Source organism: Acinetobacter sp. IK40 (assembly GCF_035615075.1).
Classification (GTDB): Bacteria; Pseudomonadota; Gammaproteobacteria; order Pseudomonadales; family Moraxellaceae; genus Acinetobacter; species Acinetobacter courvalinii.
Window position 1 is genome coordinate 743352 of sequence record NZ_JANBOE010000001.1, and the last position, 19528, is coordinate 762879.

Consider the following 19528-nt stretch of genomic DNA (forward strand, 5'->3'; position numbering starts at 1 on the left):
CACGAATGCATAACCATGAATGGTTTTAATCTTGATGATAGAGGAATAATTATGAGCAATATTTTTACAGGATGTATCCCGGCGTTGATGACTCCATGTACACCTAATCGTGAGCCTGATTTTGATGCGCTTGTGAAAAAAGGGCGCGAACTGATTGAAGCTGGAATGAGTGCGGTTGTATATTGCGGCTCAATGGGGGACTGGCCGTTATTGACCGAAGCTCAGCGTCAAGAAGGTGTCGCTCGTCTGGTAGCTGCGGGTATCCCGACAATTGTGGGAACTGGTGCAGTGAATACTAAAGAAGCAGTCTCTCATGCGGCACATGCTGAAAAAGTGGGTGCGCACGGTTTGATGGTTATTCCTCGAGTGTTGTCACGTGGCGCTTCTCCAGCCGCACAAAAAGCCCATTTTTCTGCCATATTAAAAGCTGCACCAAATCTGGCTGCGGTCATTTATAACAGCCCATATTATGGCTTCGCTACTCGCGCTGACTTATTTTTTGAGTTACGCCGTGAATTCCCAAATTTAATCGGTTTCAAAGAGTTTGGTGGTGCGGCTGATATGCGCTATGCGGCGGAGTTTATTACTTCGCAAGATGAGTCTGTCACCTTGATGGCGGGTGTGGATACCCAAGTCTTTCATGGTTTTGTGAACTGTAATGCAACAGGGGCAATTACAGGGATTGGCAATGCATTACCGAAAGAAGTTTTACAGCTGGTGGATTTAAGCAAAAAAGCTGCAGCAGGTGATGCGAAAGCACGTCGCTTGGCTCAAGAGCTGTCTGGTGCTTTAGAAGTACTTTCATCATTCGATGAAGGAACAGATCTGGTTCTTTATTATAAGTACTTAATGGTACTGAATGGGGATAAAGAATACAGTTTGCATTTCAACGAGACAGATGCATTAAGTGAATCTCAGCGCAAGTATGTTGAAACGCAATATGCATTGTTCCGTACCTGGTATCGTAATTGGTCTGCTGAGATCTGAGTAAGCTCTGTTAATTTTAAAAAAAGGCTAGGAAATCTAGCCTTTTTTAGTTCTGATAAGCTGGTTTAGATCTCAGTCCTTTTTTTTAGTCAGCACGATCACGCATAGCAAAATCAAGACTAGTCCTAAATAGCTATTAAACGTCAAGCTTTCCCCGACTAAATAGACAGCCAATAAGGTGGCCACCGGAATTTCTACCAAAGCTAAAGTCATGGCTTGGCTGGCAGGAATACGTTTTAGTCCAAAGCTAAAAAATAAATAACCCAGAAACATGGGAACAAGGGGAATATAGAGTGCTACCCAGATATTCGTTGCATAGTCGAATAAGTGAGTTGCTGTAATGAACAGGGTTGGAAATAAGAGAACCGCTGAAATACCAAAAATAACGCCCATTGCAGCCCTTGAATCCACCCCTTCATGAATGAGGTTTTTCATGATCCAGGAGTAAGTCGCATAGCTGAGACTGGAAAGCAGCCCAAAAAATATACCTAGGATATGCTCAGAAGAAATAACCTGATCTTGAGGGCGATGGTCACTGGAAAAACAAAGAAAAACAATTCCAGTGAAACCGAGAACAAAGCTGATGAACCATTGCAGAGAGAGCTTACGTTTGTCGAAAAACCATTCCAGCAAAACTGAAAATAAAGGAGCGCAACCAATTGAAATGACAGTTCCGACCGATACACCCGCCAAAGAGACAGAGGAATAAAAAGCAAAGGGGCACAGGATTGAAACAATGACGGCGATGCAAATCTTGGTCTTGAAATTAACCAATTTTAGGTAATTTTTTTGAATTGCTTTAAAACTGAGACATGCGTGAATTAAGCCGCCGAAACATACTGAAAGGCTGGCGATGACGATTGGGCTGATCCCCTTAGCAAAAGAAGCTGCTGTGCCTGCGCTTCCCCATAAAAAAGCAGCAAATAATACAGATAGGAAACCAGTGTAATAATTGAGGCAAAAAGCTGGTTTGGTTGGCATATTCATAAAGATTGGCTCAAACGTGAAAGCTTTTACGCAGACATTGTTGTACAGGGTAAAATGGTTTACCGTGCATAATTAAAGACTGAGTTGAGTGCTAAGAGAGAAGTTGACGTTTTCCCGTCATAAGAAATTAGAGTATGCCTGTGTATTACGATTTTAACTTGAATAAAAACTTCATCTTGATGACGATTTCAGCATAGTGAATAGTCATTTTGTCAATAAAATTGTATAAGGTATACTTTAACCAATGGTTCATTTTTTAAAAATATCTGTTCATGTCGCAGGTCAAAATGATTAATAAAATTGATTTGATCAATGCTAAACTAGATTGAATAAATATGTTTATAAAAAGCTATGATTTCAATATATTGGATGAGTTCAAAGCTTTTCTTTTTTGTCATATCTTGAGGTAAAGAGAATATCCGTGACGCTACCATCTTTTAATGTATCGGATTTAGGTGCACTACCTTCAGTGTCTGAAGTGATTGTGAAATATATTAGAGAGGCAATTATTGCTGGACATATTGCTGAAGGTGAACCAATTCGTCAGGATGAAATTGCCAAGCTTTTTAATGTCAGTAAAATCCCGGTTCGTGAAGCTTTGAAGCAACTTGAGACAGAAGGTCTGGTTGAGTTCAAAAAGAATCGTGGTGCTATTGTTACCCGTATTTCTGAAGAGGAACTGGCACAGATTTTTGAGGTACGGGTGATGCTGGAAACAAAACTGATCCAGTTGGCTGTGCCGAACATGACCGAACAGACTTATCGGAAAGCAGAAGAAATTTGTAATGCTTTTATTGACACGATGGATATCGGAAGCTGGACCACACTAAACTGGCAATTGCATGCCTGTCTGTATGAACCAGCACAACGTCCCTATATGCTCAGTTTGATCCGTTCGATTTACGACAAGATTGAGCGTTATCTCAGGCTACAAATGAATGTCTCATCCGGTAAATCCAGAGCCAATGATGAACATAAAGAAATTGTGAAAGCCTGCAAAGCGAAAGATGTTGATTTGGCGGTCAGGTTGATTGAAGAGCATATTAATGGTGTGTGTCAGTCATTATATGAACATCTGCCACATTACAAGGCGAACAAAAAATAAGTGTAGTTGATATTTGTCCCTTATTGCTATGAGTTAAATTAGGTCCAATGACCTAATTTTTTTGTCTTTGATTTTTAAAAAAGTTCTCGTCTAAAACTATGCCGATTTCGTCATATTTTAAGTCGAAAATGATCAAGCCTGATATGTTCTGTTGAGTCATCCTAGAAAAAAATGAAAGGATATTCAGATGAAAACAGTAAAGGTTTTGGATTCACATACAGGTGGAGAACCGACCCGATTAGTGCTTGAGGGTTTTCCAGATCTGGGCTCAGGCGATATGGAAAGCCGCCGTAAGATCTTGTCACAACAATATGATCATTTCCGTACAGCGACCATGTTGGAACCACGGGGTAATGATGTTCTGGTTGGTGCTTTATTATGTAAACCTGTTAACCCTAAAGCCAGTGCTGGCGTGATTTTTTTTAATAACACAGGTTACTTGGGCATGTGTGGTCATGGAACCATTGGCTTGGTGGCTTCCTTAGCACACCTGGGACAAATACAAGTAGGCACCCACTTAATCGAAACGCCTGTAGGAGATGTTGAAGCGACCCTGCATGAGGATGGTTCGGTCAGTGTCCGCAACGTACCTGCATATCGTTACCAAAAAGCGGTTGAAGTTGAAATAGCACAGTATGGAAAAGTGACTGGCGATATCGCGTGGGGGGGAAATTGGTTCTTCCTGATCAATGATCATGGTCAAAGTGTTACAAGTGATCATCTAGATCAACTGACTGAATACGCATGGACTGTGAGACAAGCATTAAACGCGCAAGGGATCACAGGAAAGGATGGACAGGAAATCGACCATATCGAGTTATTCACAAGTGATACCGAGGCGGACAGTAAAAATTTTGTGTTGTGCCCTGGAAAAGCTTATGACCGTTCACCCTGTGGAACCGGAACCAGTGCAAAAATTGCGTGTTTGGCAGCCGATGGCAAACTCGAGCCAGGAACGTTATGGAAACAGGCCAGCATCATTGGAAGTCAGTTTGTTGCGTCTTATGAACAGGCTGGGGAATATGTAATTCCGACGATTCGGGGTGAAGCTTATATGAGTGCCGAAGCCATTTTGTTTATGGATGAAAAGGATCCATTTGCTTGGGGTATTCAGCTATGAGCACCGATGTAATTGTCATTGGTGCAGGTATTGTCGGAGCGGCCTGTGCTTATGAGTTGGCACGGCAAGGTCTAAGTGTCCTTGTTTTAGATGCGCGTTTAGGAGGTGCGACAGCCGCAGGCATGGGGCATTTGGTGATTATGGATGATTTGGAAGCCGAACTCCAACTCAGTCATTGGTCGGTTCAGTTGTGGCATGCATTGGGAAAGCAGCTTTCAGAAGAATGTGCCTATCGTCAGATTCCAACCTTGTGGCTTGCGAGCAGCGCTGAAGAAATGCAGGTTGCCGAAGAAAAATACCAACGACTTAGCGCACAAGGCGTCAGGTGCCAGCTCCGGTCTAGCGAAGAAATTCGCCAGCTTGAACCCCATTTAAAACAGGGTGTTTATGGTGGATTAGAAGTGTTGGATGATGGGATTCTATATGCACCCTGTGCTGCCGAATGGTTACTAAAACAATTTCCACAGCAGATTCAGTACCAACAAAGCAAAGTGACTGTCATTGAAGAAAATCGGGTTCAAGTGAGTGATGGAATCTGGTTGGAAGCAGAACATATTATTCTGGCAAATGGCATTCATGTGACAGATTTTTTCCCCGAGTTACCTATTGAGCCTAAAAAGGGGCATTTGGCTATTACCGATCGTTATCCTGAATTAAAGGTACAACATACACTGGTGGCCTTGGCCTATGCTGCCAGTACACAAGCCACCAGTGGTATCTCAGTTGCTTGTAATATCCAGCCTAGGCCGACAGGCCAGCTGTTTATTGGCTCATCGCGCCAGTTTAATACTGTCGATCCGACAGTCGAGCTAGAAGTTTTTACTCGTGTACTTAAAGAAGCGGTGGACTATTTTCCAGCATTGGCCGATCTCAATATTATTCGGGCATGGACGGGTTTTCGTGCAGCAACACCAGATGGCATTCCAGTCATTGGGCGGCATCCGGCTTTTCGGTCCGTTTATTTAGCCGTAGGTCATGAAGGACTCGGGGTGACCACGGCTACAGGTACGGCAAAGCTGATTGCTTCACATATCTGTAGATTGCCTTTCGGTATTGATCCTGAACCTTTTTTACCTGATCGTTTTATTGGAGCTGTATAAATGATCCAGCTTTTTATTAACGGCAATTGCTTGACTGTGATGGATGGAATGACCGTTGCTGCTGCTTTGGCGCAGGCAAAATCCTATAGCCGTGTGTCTGTTCGTGGGGAGCAACGTACTCCTTTTTGTGGCATGGGCGTTTGTCAGGAGTGCCGTGTCAAGATTAACGGGTTTAGAGTATTGGCTTGCCAAACATTGTGTCAGCAAGGCATGCAGGTGGAAACGCAATAATGAAAACAGAATATGATATTGTGACTGTCGGTGCCGGTCCCGCAGGCTTATCCGCTGCCATTGCAGCTGCTGAAAGCGGGGAGCGTATATTAATACTGGATAATAATCCTCAGGCCGGCGGTCAGATTTGGCGGGCAGGGCCGATTTTTCCAGATCCAGAACTGGCGCAACAAACATATAGGCAGATCCAAACCAAACCTAATATTGAGTTTATGTTTGGTGCCAAGATTGTCGCAGCACCTTTTACTGGCCAATTACTGGTTGAGCGCGCGCATGACAGTCTGAATGTGACTTATCGCCAGTTGATACTATGTACAGGTGCCAGAGAACTCTTCTTACCCTTTCCCGGCTGGACATTGCCGGGCGTAACAGGCGCAGGTGGTTTGCAGGCTTTGGTCAAGGCCGGTACGCCTGTACACGATGAGCGTATTGTTATTGCCGGATCAGGCCCCTTGTTATTGGCTAGCGCAGATACAGCTAAAAAAGCTGGAGCGCAGGTATTATATGTCGCTGAGCAGGCGAATCATTCGACAGTACGAAAGTTTGCTCTACAGCTTTGGCGTTGGCCTGCAAAAATCTTTCAGGCATTGTCATTACCTCATCGCTTATATCAACCTGACAGTTATGTTGTGGAGGCCATTGGACAAGAACGCCTTGAACGCGTACGACTGCAAACTCCAAAAGGCATTATCGAGGTTGAGTGTGATCGTCTGGCTTGCGGTTTTGGCCTGGTCCCGAATATCCAACTCGGACAGTTGCTGGGATGTCAGATCAAAGATCAGGCCATCGTTGTCGATGAATATCAGCGTAGCTCGCAACCACAGGTTTTTGCGGCAGGTGAGTGTACTGGTTTTGGGGGTAGTGAATTAGCGATGGTTGAAGGATCTATTGCTGGTTATGCTGCAATTGCTCAATATGAAAAAGCCTGTCAGCTCTTTGCTCAAAAACAGCGTTATCAACGATTTGCCACTTTGCTTCAGAAAAGTTTCAAGTTACGTTCTGAGTTAAAAACATTGGCCCGTCCAGAAACGATTTTTTGCCGCTGTGAAGATGTAAGGTTTGATCAGGTTGCTGAAAGAGCGAACTGGATCGATGCAAAGTTGCATACACGTTGTGGAATGGGTGCTTGTCAGGGAAGTACCTGTGCGACTGCAGCAGCTTGCTTATTTGACTGGCCGCTTTCTAGTGCTCGACCACCCTTACTGCCGACACGGGTAAAAAGCTTAATGTCGATGACGACATGTTCTTTAAATCAAAAATAAAATGTTCTAGAGTAGGACAGTGATTATTTCGGTTCTGCTCTAGCTCATGTCCTTGGCTCATATTCCTCAACTCACTTCAACATTAGACGATTTTCTAAAGAATCTGGAAAATATAGAACCTTTATTCGATGCTTTGTCTTCAGTGGTTTTTTTTATTAAAAATACGGAAGCACGCTATGTGTTTGTCAATCGAACTCTGGTCAATCGGTGTGGGTTAAAAGAGAAAGCAGCCTTGCTGGGGAAAACTTCGGAAGAGGTTTTCCCCCATTCACTCGGTAAAATATATACATCACAAGATCTGCAAGTGATTCGCCGTGGCAAAAAACTTTCTGAGCAGCTTGAACTTCATTTGTATGCGAAAAACCAGTCAGGATGGTGTTTAACCTATAAAGAGCCTTTATTTGATCCTGCTGGCAAGCTGGTGGGGATAGCTGGAATTTCCAATGATTTGAATGTGCCAGAAAATACCCATCCCGCATTTTATAAAATGGTGCAAGTTGAGGAATATATCAAGAAAAATTATGCTGAAACAATTACTTTGGCTCATTTGACTGCAATTGCCGGGGTATCAGTTGCACAGTTAGAACGGTACTGTAAAAAAATTTACCATTTAACGCCACGGCAAATGATTAGCAAGATTCGTTTGCAAGTCGCAACAGAACTATTGGCAACAGATTTAGCCATTACCGAGATTGGCTTACGCTGTGGTTATACCGACCATAGTGCATTTTGCCGTCAATTCAAACTACATACAGGCATGTCGCCGACTTTATTTAGAACGACATATAGAGCGAATATAATGAAATAACCCTAAACTGGTCAGGATTATTTCATTTAGAGGCTCACGATTTTAAAAATTATAACGCACCATGGCTTCCAGACGGTTGTCTATGCCTTTCTGATCATTAAAGGTCTTACGTTCACCATAGATATACTCCAGACCGAATGTGATCGGAGTAATAGGGCTATACATCATATACAACCAACCTTGTTGTAAACGCTTGTTCTGATTTTGATCTAAAAGAATATCCTGTTGGGCAAAAGCATTCTTGTCTTTTGCAAACATAGCACCGTAGCCTAGGGTTCCCTTGATCTTAGGAGTAAACTGATACGAAACCCCTGTAGTAAAACTGTCAAATTCATTTAAATAAATCTGTGTCTTGTTATCATTCATGAGATAGGCATTATTGGTATAAAGTAAGAAACGATCATCACCTTTTACATGTGAATAATCACCCATCAGTTTTAATTTTGGACTTAATTGATAACTGGCGCCAATTGCTGCTCCCCAGCTGAGTTCCTTTTCATTGTTTGCATCAGGTGCTCGTAACTCTTGAATCATGGCTCTTGTAGAAATAGACCCATCTTCAAAATCATATTTTAGTTTTCCTGACAGTGTCGGAAGACGGTTTTCATCACGACCTTTTTCTAGGCTTATGAAATATTCTGGTCCAGCGCTAAGCTTATTGTTATAGCGAACGAGTGGTGTACGAAAAGTACCGATCCCTAAAGGAGACCCGAAATCCAGCATGTCTGGCTGTAAATCAGTTGCCAAGAAACTAGACGTGGTTTGTCCAAATAACCAATTGTTATAGGTCAGGTAAACATGGCGTAAGCGTAGGGTGTCATTATTGACTCCTCCACGAAAATCTACTTCTAACTTCCCACCAATTTGTTGTCCCTCTATAGGTGTTTTAAAGTCCAGACCAAAACGAGTTGTGGTTACCGTATTATAAAAGCGGTCCGTGTTTGTTTCATGACCTTGTAGGTCCACTTTGTGAATGCGGTTAAAAATACCATTACCTCCTTTAAACTGATAAGAAGAGTCCCCCCTGATAAAGCCGTAAAGCTGGAATTCTGCTCCAGCTTTTGTAGTTAATTTGAGTGATTTTGGGGAGGTGTTTTCTGTCGCTCCTGCCTCAGTGGGAGACTGATATTCAGAACGTTTAACAGTTGCTAGATGCTGTTGCTGAATTAAAGCTTTTAATTCATTTACTTCTTTACGGAGTTGTTCAATTTCAAGTGGTTCCTCCTGACTAGCTGCATGTCCACTGAGTGGAAGAGCGGCGCTTAATGCAATAAATATATATCTCGAAACCTTCGTTTTTTTAAATAAAAAAATCATATACCTATCCTGAGTATCTGTATTGCTGATCCCTCACCATGACGAACGCTGGTGTTCAGCTATTTGGAAATAATTATTGGAAAACAAAAGCGATCTAAGCTTAGATTATTTTGCTTGATAAAGAATATCGTATACGATATTCTTTTGTCAAAATGTATTATCATTTTTAGGGTTAGGGGGAAAATGTTCTTGCTTGAATATTTTTTCTATGTAGAACAATAACTAAGATTAAAATTTAATGGAGAAATTGTTATGGACTACTCAATTTTCTTAGATACGGCGCATATGGCAGCAGACAGAGCGCGTTATATATTAAATGAACATCGTCAGAATTTTCGCTATCAGCATATACTTTTTGAAACCAAAGACGATGAAAGTCCGGTGACGGAAGTTGATCAATATGTTGAGCGGGAAATCCGAAAGATTATTGAAAAATTCCATCCTGATCATGACATTCTGGGGGAAGAGTATGGGGGAGAAAATCATCAGGCTGAATTTGTCTGGGTGATTGATCCGATTGATGGAACAAAACAGTTTATTTCAGGCTTTCCAACCTTTGGAACATTAATCGCACTGTGTCATAACGGTGTTCCGGTGCTTGGGATTATTGAACATCCTGCTGTGTCTGAACGTTGGGTCGGTGTCAAGGGACATAAAAGTACCCTGAATGGTCACGAGATTTCTACTCGTAACTGTACGACACTTGAAGCTGCATTGATGTCGTCAAGTAATACCGAACCTGTTTTAGCTGAGCACCGCAATGGTTATCAAAATATCATTTCCACGACCAAATGGCGTGTTTATGGCGCTGCTTGTTATGCCTATGCGTGTCTGGCGACCGGAAAAATTGATTTAAGTATCGATAGTGGTGGCATGCGAGAAGTAGACTACTGCGCATTAGTTCCTGTGATAGAAGGAGCGGGAGGCACAATTTCAGATTGGGAAGGCGCGCCATTGACGATTCATTCTGGAAAAACAGTTGTCGCTGCCGCAACCAAAGAATTACACGAGCAAGCGATTCGATTTTTAAAACAGCATAAGGCTGAACAATAACAATAAACGGATTAAATATCCCAGTGTATTGGATATGGAGATTTATATGTTTTCCTGGATGAAAAGTGCCCCACCTCAGCCTGTATTAACCGATCAGAAAGAAATCGATGCGCTTTATAAATATTGGCGTATTCATGTCATGATTGCCTTATATCTGGGATATTCCACGTTTTACCTAACCAGAAAAAGCTTTAATTATGTCATGCCTGAAATGATTAAAGATTTGGGTTTAAGCCTTGCCGATGTCGGAATTTTAAGTACTTCTTTTTATTTGGTTTACGGGATTTCAAGATTTGCATCGGGGGTGATGAGTGACGCGGCTAATCCACGTTATTTTATGGGTCTGGGGCTAATTGTAACGGGCATCCTGAATATTGTATTTGGGATGAGCTCCACTTTATGGATTTTTGCCATTATATGGATTCTTAATGCATTTTTCCAAGGTTGGGGCTGGCCACCTTGTTCAAAAACTTTAACGACTTGGTATTCTCGTAATGAGCGTGGTTTCTGGTGGGCTTTGTGTAATACCTCTCACAATGTCGGTGGTGCTTTAATTCCTTTACTGGCGGGTGGCCTTGCCGTGCATTACGGTTGGCGTTATGGCATGTATGTTCCAGGTATCATTGCTATCATTATGGGCGTTATTGTCTGTTTTCGCTTGAGAGATAAGCCGACCAGTTTAGGGCTGCCTTCTGTTGGAGAATGGCGTAATGATGAGTCAGAGTTAGCACAAGAAGCCAGAAGTAAAAAAATGAAGGTATGGGATATTCTCGTCACCTATATTTTTACCAATAAATATATCTGGTTATTGGCCATGTCATATGTTTTGGTCTATATCGTACGGACGGGTTTAAATGATTGGGCTAATTTATATTTAGTCAAAGAGTATGGCTGGGGATTGGTGAAGGCCAACTCGGCATTAACCTTTCTAGAGATTGGTGGCTTCATCGGTACAATCGTTGCAGGTTGGGGGTCTGATGTTTTATTCAAAGGAAATCGTACCCCAATGAATATTATTTTTATGATCGGGATTGGCGCTGCTGCGGCTATCTTATGGTTTTTTCCCAATATTGGTTATGCGCTCACTGCAGGTTGTTTTTTCTTTCTCGGTTTCTTTATTTTTGGTCCACAAATGTTGATTGGGATGTCTGCTGCCGAAGCTGCCCATAAAGATTCAGCTGGTGCAGCAACAGGTTTTGTCGGTTTATTCGGATATCTGGGTGCTGCTTTATCAGGCTATCCTCTTGCCAAGATTATTGAATGGGTCGGGTGGAATGGTTTCTTTATTACCATGATTGTTGCGACTTTGGCCTCCGCAATTCTACTCTTACCTTTACTTTCATCAAAGAATCCGAGTAGAGCGAAGTAAGCTAGAAAATTAAAAAGATAATTTATAAAAAGAGAGTTCACGATTTATGTGAACTCTCTTTTTATTGGAACACAAATTAATATCAATCGAACAATTTGGGTTTTATGCCAAAAATTAAATTCTATTAAGCTTGAAGATAGGATGTTGTTTAAATTATTTAATCTCTTTGAGCTTTGACATAGTGAATACTGATATTTCAATCAGGAGCATTGAGATTGGGGAGGAAAATGATGATATTAATACTTAAAAGAATTCAAGTAGGCCAAATTATATTTTGACCTACTGTGTGAGGGAATACAGCTTTTAACGGTGTTACTTGTTATCCTCGAATGCCAAAGAGCGACCTTTTGTTTCTTTGACCAGCAGGATTGAAATAATGGAAATTAGACTTGCTGCAACCAGATAAAGTGAAATAGGAGTCGAGCTATTAAATTCTTTCAATAGGCTAAGGGCAATAAGTGGGGCGAGGGAACCCGCCATGATTGGTGCAACCTGATAGCAAAAAGAAAGCGCCGTATAACGGATATGTGTGGGGAATAACTCTGTCATGAGTGCGGAGTAAGGAGAGTAGGTCATTGATTCAATAAACAGGCCAAGCACAATCGCCAGCATAATGAGCCAGTCATTACCTGTATCCATTAAAGGAAAACCGATAAATCCCCAAAATGCCGTAAGGATTGCGCCAATCAGATAAATCGGTTTACGCCCGAAAACATCACTTAAATGTCCCATCAGTGGAATAATGAAGAAATGAATCAGATGTGCTCCAAACATCAAGAGCAAAATCTGGGAAGTATCTTTATGCACCACAAGCTTTAAATAACTGATCGAAAAGGTCACCACCATATAGTACAAGATGTTTTCAGCAAATCTGGCTCCAATCCCCGCAATCACTGATTTCTTATGATATTTTAAGACTTCAATAATCCCCAGTTGCCGATTCTCAATAAGTTGCTGTTTTGCTTGTGCCTGCTTAAATACTTCGGCATCGTCAACATTCTTACGAATCCATAGACCAATCAGTACCACCACGGCCGAGAACCAGAAGGCACAGCGCCATCCCCAATCTAAAAATTGTTCTGGGGACAGGTTTTTAGATAAAAGTAGGAGCACCAGCGTTGCAACCAGATTTCCCAAAGGAACTCCGGTTTGGGGCCAGCTAGCCCAATATCCGCGTCGATCATCAGGACTATGTTCGGAAACCAGAATAACTGCGCCGCCCCATTCACCGCCAAAAGCAAAGCCCTGGATTAAGCGTAGGATCACCAGTAGCGTCGGGGCCCAATAACCAATTTGATGAAAACTTGGAATGCAGCCCATTAAAAAAGTGGTTATGCCTACAATAATCAGGCTGATTTGTAATAGTTTTTTTCGGCCAAATTTATCACCATAATGACCGAATACTAAACCACCAATAGGCCTAGCCAGAAAGCCAACAGTGTATAAGGCAAAGGCGGCCAAAATACCATCAATAGCGCTGCCTGTTTGTTGAAAGAACAGTTCGCCAAAGACCAGTGCTGAAGCTGTGCCGTAAAGAAAAAATTCGTACCATTCTGCAACGGAGCCAACCATAGAGGCGGCAACCACCTTTTTTAAAGTTGTCATAGATTAATATCCTTATTCAAACGCTTCTCTACTGATGAGAGCTGTATGGGTTTGAGTCTCTTGTTTTGCATTTTTATTTTTATTGGTATACAGATGAATCACCTGTAATTCAGATTTTTAGATTGAAATAAAAAGGAGTTCATTGTCGGCAATGAACTCCTGAATCATTTTAAAGTGCAGCTGCGGTCATTGCTCCATTGACTAAACGCAGAATCCCAAGCGGATTGGCATTCTGCAGGGCAGGTGGCAGTAAATGATCCGGATAGTTTTGATAACACACCGGGCGAAGGTAGCGTTCAATAGCCAGAGTACCGACTGAAGTTCCGCGTGCATCTGAAGTGGCTGGATACGGTCCGCCGTGTACCATGGCATCACAAACTTCAACACCCGTTGGATAACCATTAAGCAGCAGGCGTCCAGCCTTTTCTTCTAACAATGGAATAAGTACGGAGAAGTCATTGAGATCTTGTGCTTCAGCGATTAAAGATGCGGTAAGTTGACCGCGCAAACCAGCCAGAGCAAGGCTCAGTTGTTGGGCAGTTTCAACTTCAATTACAATCGTTGTTGGTCCAAAGACCTCTTCTTGTAATAACTCATCCTGTTCAAGTAACAGGGATACATCTGCTTTAAACAGCTGAGGATGGGCCTGGTTTCCCTGTTGTGCCTGCCCCGCTAAATGTTGGATTTTAGCATGGGAAAGTAATGCATCCAGTCCCTGTTGATAGTTCTGTAAGGTACCTTTGTTCAACATGGTTTGTGCCGGCTGCTGTGCCATATGCTGTGTGAACTGAGCTAGGAACTGACTAAATTCAGGCGATTTTATACCGAGAATTAAACCCGGATTTGTACAGAATTGACCGCAACCTAAAACAACCGAAGCACTCAGCTCTGCCGCAATTTTATCACCACGAACTTTTAAGGCCTCAGGGAGCAGAATCATCGGGTTAATGCTCGACATTTCTGCGAATACTGGAATCGGCTCAGGGCGTGCAGCTGCAAGATCACATAAAGCTTGCCCTCCTTTTAAAGACCCTGTAAAACCCACAGCTTTAATCAGTGGATGTTTAACCAGGGCCTCACCTACACCTTGCCCATAGATCATGCTGAATATCCCGTCTGGTAAGGCACATTTTTTAATTGCAGTAGTAATGGCCGTTGCAATATATTCTGCAGTTGCCATATGGCCGCTGTGCGCTTTGACAATAACAGGACAACCTGCGGCAAGCGCCGAGGCAGTATCTCCGCCAGCTGTCGAAAATGCCAGTGGAAAATTACTTGCGCCAAATACCGCAACCGGGCCAATACCAGTTTTGTATTGGCGTAAATCTGGACGGGCTAAGGGTTGGCGTTCTGGCAAAGCCTGATCGATACGGGCTCCTAAATAGTCACCACGACGTAGCACTTGGGCAAATAAACGTAACTGGCCTGTGGTTCGCCCGCGTTCACCACGGATACGCGCTTCAGGTAAGGCAGTTTCCTGACAGACGATGCTGATGAACTGATCATCTAGTGCATCTATTTCACTGGCAATGCTTTCAAGTAAATGGGCACGTTCAGCGGGAGAGGTTTGTTTAAATACGGCAAATGCGACATAGGCGGCTTGAGCTGCTTGATTCACTTCTTCTGCTGTAGCCTGAGTAAACTGATAAGGTAGGCGCTCGCCAGTACTTGCATCATAACTGAAAACAGCTTTCTCGCCTGCGCTTGAGCGTTGACCTGCAATAAAGTTCTGACCTGAAAGATTAAACATATTCTTCCTCATGTGATGGAAATGAAAATTAATAAGAGGCCTTCTTTTAAGGTAAGTTTGAAAGAAGGCTGTGTTTATGTTGCCGAATCGATTGAAAAAGTTTTGAGAGATAGGGTTGCTCGGCGTATTTCATATACATTGCTTGGCGGCTACAACATCTCGACAATTGGCGTTCTCAGTAAGGATCGTTATTAAGCTTCGTTGTCATCTTTAATCATGGCTTTTGGCAAACCTGAATTGATACCCCAGTAGTAACAAGCGATGGCAATTACCATAACCAGTAGGGTATCCATAGGTGCTGCAAGCACATGGGAAGCACCTTCACCAAAACTACCTAAATAGGATGCAACGATCATTAAAATGTAATAGCTAATGAGCCAGCCAGAAGATTTCAATTGTTGAGCCAAACTGACTTCATGTGTTGGTACATAGCGTTTAAAGAGCACATAAAGAACGAACAAGACAATTTGTGAACCAAGTAACCACGAAATCACATTCCAGCCAGACCAATACACAATAAATGAAGCAATGATGAAAGAAACCGGACCCAGAAATGTAAAGCCTTTTACGAAGAATGGGCGTGGTAAATCTGGTGCATTACGGCGTAAAGCACCGACAGTAATTGGGGCAATCGCATAACTGAGAACCAATGCAGCTGAAACTACAGAGATAAGCTTTTCCCAAGAAGGAAATGGCATGGTCCAAAACAGTGATAATGCAAAAGTCAGCCATAATGCATAACGCGGAATACCTGATTTCGGGTCCACTCGAGTAAAGATACGGAAAAATGTATTACTGTTTGACCAGGCATAGATGACCCGTGGCGTGGCTGCCATATAGATATTACCGCAACCAGAAGGTGAGATAATGGCATCGGATACGACCAGCATGGCTAACCATCCTAAACCCAGTAACATGGCAATATCACGATAGGGAAGCGGGAACTGATTGCTTAGACCTTGCCAACCATGATTTAACATTTCTGTTGGTACTGCCCCTAGAAAAGCAACTTGTAATACCACATAAATTACAGTGGCCAGGACAACAGATAAAATCAAGGCAAACGGAATGGTGAATTGTGGGCGTTTTACTTCACTCGCAACAGAAATAATAGGCGTGAGACCGAGATATGCAAAAATAATCCCACCCGCTGAAACAGCGCCTTGTACACCTTGTGCTCCCATTGGTGCAAATTCAGTCATGCTAAAATTTGCAGGTTTAAAGTGATACAGAAGGGCTACAATGACTAAAACTGGGACTGCAAACTTTAAAATACTAATAATATTATTGGCGACAGCAAAAGTTTTGATACTGAAATAATTGAGCGCAAAAAACAGACATAACAGTGCAAATTGAAATAGCCAACCGATAACACTCGGCGAGCGGATACCATCATGGGTAACTGTCAGTGAGGGAAACCAGGCGGCTGCATATTCGCGGGCTGCAACCACCTCAATGGCGATCAGGCTTGAGAATGCAATGACCGTAATTGAACCAAGCAGGTATCCTTGCAAGGGGCCATGGGAAAATACCGGATAGCGGATAATCCCTCCTGCTCTAGGCAGAGCAGCGCCCAGTTCACAATAGATAATCCCTAAAATGAGAACGGCAAAACCGCCAATCAGCCAGGAAATAATACCTGCGGGACCAGCTTGTGCCGCGACATGGCTGGCAGAAAATAACCATCCTGAACCAAATATGGCACCTAAACCAATGAAGGTGAGATCCATGAGTGAGAGTTGTTTCTTAAATTGACCTGACATCACGTTTTCCTTAACGGTATCGCTCTAGTTATTTTGAATATCGTATACGATATAATTTTAATGGTAAATAGGAATGTATTATATTTTTGAATTTGATCAGTAATAAATCATTAAGCAATTGAAATGTATTGTTAAATTTATAATTAGATCAGAGTAAGGTGAATAGGCTAAGCTGGTATTTTAGAGCAATGGCAAAAAAGACAAATAAATTTGCTGTAGCAAAAGTTTAGAAAGAATCTGAAAGAGATAGGGCATTAGCGCATTTCAAGGTATTATGCACTTCCTGAAGCCGATTAAAATAAAAGCATTTTTATTTCATCGGCTGGAATTTTTAGCTTAGTGTCCCTAGTTCAATGCCATCACTTACAATCAATACTCGGCTGTCAGGCTTTTATTTTTTCTACTATTCCATCGTTGGGACTTTCATGCCGTATTGGAACCTGTATCTACAAGATCAGGGGTTCAATTATCAAGAGATCGGCATTCTTTCGTCAATTGCCATTATTACGCGTTTTTTTGCACCGCTGATTTGGGGTTGGATTGCAGATAAATCAGGTAAACGAATGCTACTGGTACGTATTGCTACCTGGATGGAAGCCTGTATCTGGTTCGCCATATTTGTGATTCCAAATAGCTTTCAATCGGTTGCATTATTGATGCTGATTTTTAGTTTCTTTCAAAATGCCATTTTGGCGCAGTTTGAAGGGGTGACCTTATTCTGGCTGGGTGAGAAACGAGCTGAACTGTATGGCAAAGTAAGGAAGTGGGGTTCAGTCGGGTTTATTGTCGGGGTATTTGTGATTGGTGCATTATTGGAGATTATTCCGATCTCCATGCTGCCAATATTACTTTTAGCGATTTCATTTCTGGCCTTTCTCTGGTCATTTAGCATTAAAGAACCAGAGCATGCGCCGAGCTCGCAAAAAAAATTACAACCCTTGTGGCCTGTTCTGAAAAAACCTGTTGTGGCCGCATTCTTTAGCATTGAATTTATTTTATTATTTTCATTGGCGCCATTTTATAGTTTCTATAGTAATTTCCTTAAAGAGATTGGTTTCAGTACCACACAAATCGGTAGTTTGTGGGCGATGGGAGTGATCGCTGAGATTGTCATGTTTGCGGTCGCGCAAAAAGTCTTTTTTACCCGCTTTTCTTGGCGGACACTGGTGGTGATTTGTCTGCTGCTCACTAGTCTGCGCTGGTGGCTGGTGGGGATATTAGAGAGCAATTATATCGGACAATTACTCACGCAATGTTTACATGCCTTTAGTTTTGGCCTGTTCCATCTGATCGCCATGAAAATCATTTTTCAGAATTTTTCGGCAGAGCAACAAGGCCGTGGACAAGCGCTGTATAGCACCATGTGGGGCTTAGGTGTCGCGTCTGGCAGTTTACTAGCAGGGCACTACTGGCAGATGCTTTCAGGCATGACCATCTTTTTCTGTGCCAGTGCTGTAGTTTTGCTGGGGCTATTATTGGTGGTATGGCTACCGAATCACGTGGAAACAGCAGCCAAAAGCTAATCTAGAGCCGGATATGCTGATATTGAGGCATCCAAGGTTGTGCCTGCTCGAGTTGAGCAGCGAGCTGCAGTAAGCGATCTTCCCGTCCAAACGGCGCGATAAACTGACTACCCAACGGCAAGCCTTGTTTATTCCAGTAGAGGGGAACTGACATGGCCGGCAAGCCGGTGACATTGGCTAACTGGGTAAAAGGGACCCAGCTCAGGTTGTCCTGTACCATTTTTTCGACCAGTTTACCTTGAGCGAGATAATGCGCTTTGCCCAGTTTTAACAAGCCTTTCAAAATAGGTTTCTGCCAGGCTGGGGTCGCAACTTCACCGTTCTTTGGCGCCACCGAAGCGGTGCTAGGGGTAAGATACAGGTCATATTGTTCAAAGAAAATATTCATCCGGGTGCTATAGAGGCCCCAATTATCAAGGGTATGAATATATTCTGTTGCCGTAGTTTTGGCTCCAAAAGCTGCCAATGCGATTGAATCCAGTTCAAAGTCCTGATCGGTTGCCCCATATTGCTGTTTGATTTGCGCCTGCATATAAGAAAACTGGCTAAACCATGTGGTCACGAAGTCTTTTGCCAAGGCCAAACCATCAATTTTGGGTTGATCTTCTACCACCATATGACCCAATGATTCCAGCAGTTTTGCGGTTTTCTGCACTGCTTGAATGGCATCGTGAGACACTTTGGTGCCAATCGGGGATCGGGTATTAAACGCGATTCTGAGCTTTTTAGGTGCTTGTTGAATGATGTCACTGTATTTTTGTGCTGGCGCTTCAATTCTAAATAGTGAAGTCTGTTCCGGGCCTTGCTCGGCATCAAGCATGGCAGCACTATCACGCACAGTTTTGCTTAAAACATGCTGCATGGCTGCGCCGTGCATCGCCTCACTGAATTGAGGTCCCCACGGCGTACGTCCGCGACTTGGTTTTAAGCCAAAGAGACCGCAATAAGAAGCGGGGATACGGATGGAACCACCGCCATCACCTGCACCCGCTATCGGGACAAGACCTGCCGCTACCGCAGAGGCTGAACCGCCTGAAGAACCGCCACTATTATGCTTTAAATTCCACGGGTTATGACATGCACCCCACGCATCAGGTTCGGTAATGCCTTTAATGCCAAACTCTGGCGTGTTGGTCCGGCCAAAAGTGACAATACCGGTATTTTCCCAGCGATTGACAATTTCAGCATTAAAATCAGGGATGTAATTTCGATTTTTAAGGGCATGGCTACCATAGGAGGTCGGGATGCCTTGGTATTCCTGAAACAGATCCTTCACCAGAAACGGAACACCTGCAAATGTGCCAGAACGTTGTTGGCTTGCGCGCTGTTTTGCCTGTTCATACATGGGAATAATCACAGCGTTGAGTTTGGGATTGACCTGTTGGGTGCGTTGTAGTGCAATGTCCAGCAATTCGGAAGCCTGGACTTGTTTTGTCTTGACTAATTGGGCCAGTCCAAGACCATCGTATTGCACATATTCTGAAAACTTCATGGCTTTTATCCCTAAAGCTAAATTGTTATAAAGTAAAAATAAATATAAGTTGTAAA

General features: G+C 42.9%; 16 protein-coding genes. 10 read left to right on the forward strand and 6 right to left on the reverse strand.

Translation table 11 applies throughout. From position 1 onward, the window contains the following. Window positions 1-51: 51 nt before the first annotated feature. On the forward strand, window positions 52-987 hold the full coding sequence (locus MSG93_RS03730) for a dihydrodipicolinate synthase family protein (RefSeq protein ID WP_202739700.1): 936 nt from the start codon (window positions 52-54) through the stop codon (window positions 985-987). Between the two features lie 72 nt (window positions 988-1059). Here MSG93_RS03730 and MSG93_RS03735 read toward each other — a convergent pair whose 3' ends face one another. Further along, the gene (locus MSG93_RS03735) at window positions 1060-1974 is read right to left on the reverse strand and encodes a DMT family transporter (RefSeq protein WP_324620612.1); all 915 of its coding nucleotides are present in this window, start codon (window positions 1972-1974) and stop codon (window positions 1060-1062) included. Window positions 1975-2395: 421 nt separating this feature from the next. Here MSG93_RS03735 and MSG93_RS03740 point away from each other — a divergent pair, with 421 nt between their 5' ends. The 6 genes from MSG93_RS03740 to MSG93_RS03765 all read left to right on the forward strand — a co-directional run bounded on the left by MSG93_RS03740 (window position 2396) and on the right by MSG93_RS03765 (window position 7600). Continuing rightward, entirely contained in the window at window positions 2396-3079 is a 684-nt protein-coding gene (locus tag MSG93_RS03740) for a GntR family transcriptional regulator (protein WP_005285464.1), read from the forward strand. A 187-nt stretch (window positions 3080-3266) separates the two neighbouring features. Next, entirely contained in the window at window positions 3267-4199 is a 933-nt protein-coding gene (locus tag MSG93_RS03745) for a 4-hydroxyproline epimerase (RefSeq protein WP_324620613.1), read from the forward strand. Continuing rightward, the gene (locus MSG93_RS03750; protein WP_324620614.1) at window positions 4196-5299 is read left to right on the forward strand and encodes an FAD-dependent oxidoreductase; all 1104 of its coding nucleotides are present in this window, start codon (window positions 4196-4198) and stop codon (window positions 5297-5299) included. The genes MSG93_RS03745 and MSG93_RS03750 overlap by 4 nt, the downstream gene beginning before the upstream one ends. After that, window positions 5300-5530, forward strand: coding sequence for a 2Fe-2S iron-sulfur cluster-binding protein (locus MSG93_RS03755; protein ID WP_005285471.1), 231 nt, complete (start codon window positions 5300-5302; stop codon window positions 5528-5530). Further along, on the forward strand, window positions 5530-6792 hold the full coding sequence (locus tag MSG93_RS03760) for an FAD/NAD(P)-binding oxidoreductase (RefSeq protein WP_324620615.1): 1263 nt from the start codon (window positions 5530-5532) through the stop codon (window positions 6790-6792). Before MSG93_RS03755 ends, MSG93_RS03760 begins: the two co-directional genes overlap by 1 nt. Window positions 6793-6838: 46 nt before the next feature. Continuing rightward, on the forward strand, window positions 6839-7600 hold the full coding sequence (locus MSG93_RS03765) for an AraC family transcriptional regulator (RefSeq protein WP_009515404.1): 762 nt from the start codon (window positions 6839-6841) through the stop codon (window positions 7598-7600). A gap of 42 nt (window positions 7601-7642) precedes the next feature. Here MSG93_RS03765 and MSG93_RS03770 read toward each other — a convergent pair whose 3' ends face one another. Continuing rightward, complete coding sequence (locus MSG93_RS03770) at window positions 7643-8917, reverse strand: DcaP family trimeric outer membrane transporter (RefSeq protein WP_324620616.1); 1275 nt, start codon at window positions 8915-8917, stop codon at window positions 7643-7645. A 252-nt stretch (window positions 8918-9169) separates the two neighbouring features. On the opposite strand from MSG93_RS03770, the gene MSG93_RS03775 reads away from it, so the two are divergent. Both MSG93_RS03775 and uhpC read left to right on the forward strand, forming a co-directional pair. Further along, window positions 9170-9970 (forward strand): inositol monophosphatase family protein, encoded by an 801-nt coding sequence (locus MSG93_RS03775; protein ID WP_202739706.1) that lies wholly within the window; start codon window positions 9170-9172, stop codon window positions 9968-9970. A gap of 46 nt (window positions 9971-10016) precedes the next feature. Next, complete coding sequence (uhpC, locus tag MSG93_RS03780; protein ID WP_324620617.1) at window positions 10017-11339, forward strand: MFS transporter family glucose-6-phosphate receptor UhpC; 1323 nt, start codon at window positions 10017-10019, stop codon at window positions 11337-11339. Window positions 11340-11651: 312 nt separating this feature from the next. On the opposite strand, the gene abaF is transcribed toward uhpC, so the two are convergent. The 3 genes from abaF to MSG93_RS03795 all read right to left on the reverse strand — a co-directional run bounded on the left by abaF (window position 11652) and on the right by MSG93_RS03795 (window position 16457). Continuing rightward, window positions 11652-12944, reverse strand: a complete 1293-nt coding sequence (gene abaF, locus MSG93_RS03785; RefSeq protein ID WP_324620618.1) for a fosfomycin efflux MFS transporter AbaF — start codon at window positions 12942-12944, stop codon at window positions 11652-11654. A 169-nt stretch (window positions 12945-13113) separates the two neighbouring features. Continuing rightward, window positions 13114-14694, reverse strand: a complete 1581-nt coding sequence (locus MSG93_RS03790; RefSeq protein WP_324620619.1) for an aldehyde dehydrogenase (NADP(+)) — start codon at window positions 14692-14694, stop codon at window positions 13114-13116. A gap of 191 nt (window positions 14695-14885) precedes the next feature. Beyond that, on the reverse strand, window positions 14886-16457 hold the full coding sequence (locus MSG93_RS03795) for an APC family permease (RefSeq protein ID WP_324620620.1): 1572 nt from the start codon (window positions 16455-16457) through the stop codon (window positions 14886-14888). A 353-nt stretch (window positions 16458-16810) separates the two neighbouring features. Here MSG93_RS03795 and MSG93_RS03800 point away from each other — a divergent pair, with 353 nt between their 5' ends. Continuing rightward, window positions 16811-17980 (forward strand): MFS transporter, encoded by a 1170-nt coding sequence (locus MSG93_RS03800; RefSeq protein WP_324620621.1) that lies wholly within the window; start codon window positions 16811-16813, stop codon window positions 17978-17980. A gap of 1 nt (window position 17981) precedes the next feature. Here MSG93_RS03800 and MSG93_RS03805 read toward each other — a convergent pair whose 3' ends face one another. After that, window positions 17982-19472 carry an amidase gene (locus MSG93_RS03805; protein ID WP_324620622.1) on the reverse strand — a complete coding sequence of 497 codons (1491 nt, stop codon included), beginning with the start codon at window positions 19470-19472 and terminating at the stop codon, window positions 17982-17984. Window positions 19473-19528 lie beyond the last annotated feature (56 nt).

Bases quoted from the DNA above. Each gene is read 5' to 3' on its own strand.
- MSG93_RS03730 (WP_202739700.1), top strand. From the start codon at position 52: ATGAGCAATATTTTTACAGGATGTATCCCGGCGTTGATGACTCCATGT.
- MSG93_RS03735 (WP_324620612.1), bottom strand. From the start codon at position 1,974: ATGAATATGCCAACCAAACCAGCTTTTTGCCTCAATTATTACACTGGT.
- MSG93_RS03745 (WP_324620613.1), top strand. From the start codon at position 3,267: ATGAAAACAGTAAAGGTTTTGGATTCACATACAGGTGGAGAACCGACC.
- MSG93_RS03750 (WP_324620614.1), top strand. From the start codon at position 4,196: ATGAGCACCGATGTAATTGTCATTGGTGCAGGTATTGTCGGAGCGGCC.
- MSG93_RS03755 (WP_005285471.1), top strand. From the start codon at position 5,300: ATGATCCAGCTTTTTATTAACGGCAATTGCTTGACTGTGATGGATGGA.
- MSG93_RS03760 (WP_324620615.1), top strand. From the start codon at position 5,530: ATGAAAACAGAATATGATATTGTGACTGTCGGTGCCGGTCCCGCAGGC.
- MSG93_RS03765 (WP_009515404.1), top strand. From the start codon at position 6,839: ATGTCCTTGGCTCATATTCCTCAACTCACTTCAACATTAGACGATTTT.
- MSG93_RS03770 (WP_324620616.1), bottom strand. From the start codon at position 8,917: ATGATTTTTTTATTTAAAAAAACGAAGGTTTCGAGATATATATTTATT.
- MSG93_RS03775 (WP_202739706.1), top strand. From the start codon at position 9,170: ATGGACTACTCAATTTTCTTAGATACGGCGCATATGGCAGCAGACAGA.
- uhpC (WP_324620617.1), top strand. From the start codon at position 10,017: ATGTTTTCCTGGATGAAAAGTGCCCCACCTCAGCCTGTATTAACCGAT.
- abaF (WP_324620618.1), bottom strand. From the start codon at position 12,944: ATGACAACTTTAAAAAAGGTGGTTGCCGCCTCTATGGTTGGCTCCGTT.
- MSG93_RS03790 (WP_324620619.1), bottom strand. From the start codon at position 14,694: ATGTTTAATCTTTCAGGTCAGAACTTTATTGCAGGTCAACGCTCAAGC.
- MSG93_RS03795 (WP_324620620.1), bottom strand. From the start codon at position 16,457: ATGTCAGGTCAATTTAAGAAACAACTCTCACTCATGGATCTCACCTTC.
- MSG93_RS03800 (WP_324620621.1), top strand. From the start codon at position 16,811: ATGCCATCACTTACAATCAATACTCGGCTGTCAGGCTTTTATTTTTTC.
- MSG93_RS03805 (WP_324620622.1), bottom strand. From the start codon at position 19,472: ATGAAGTTTTCAGAATATGTGCAATACGATGGTCTTGGACTGGCCCAA.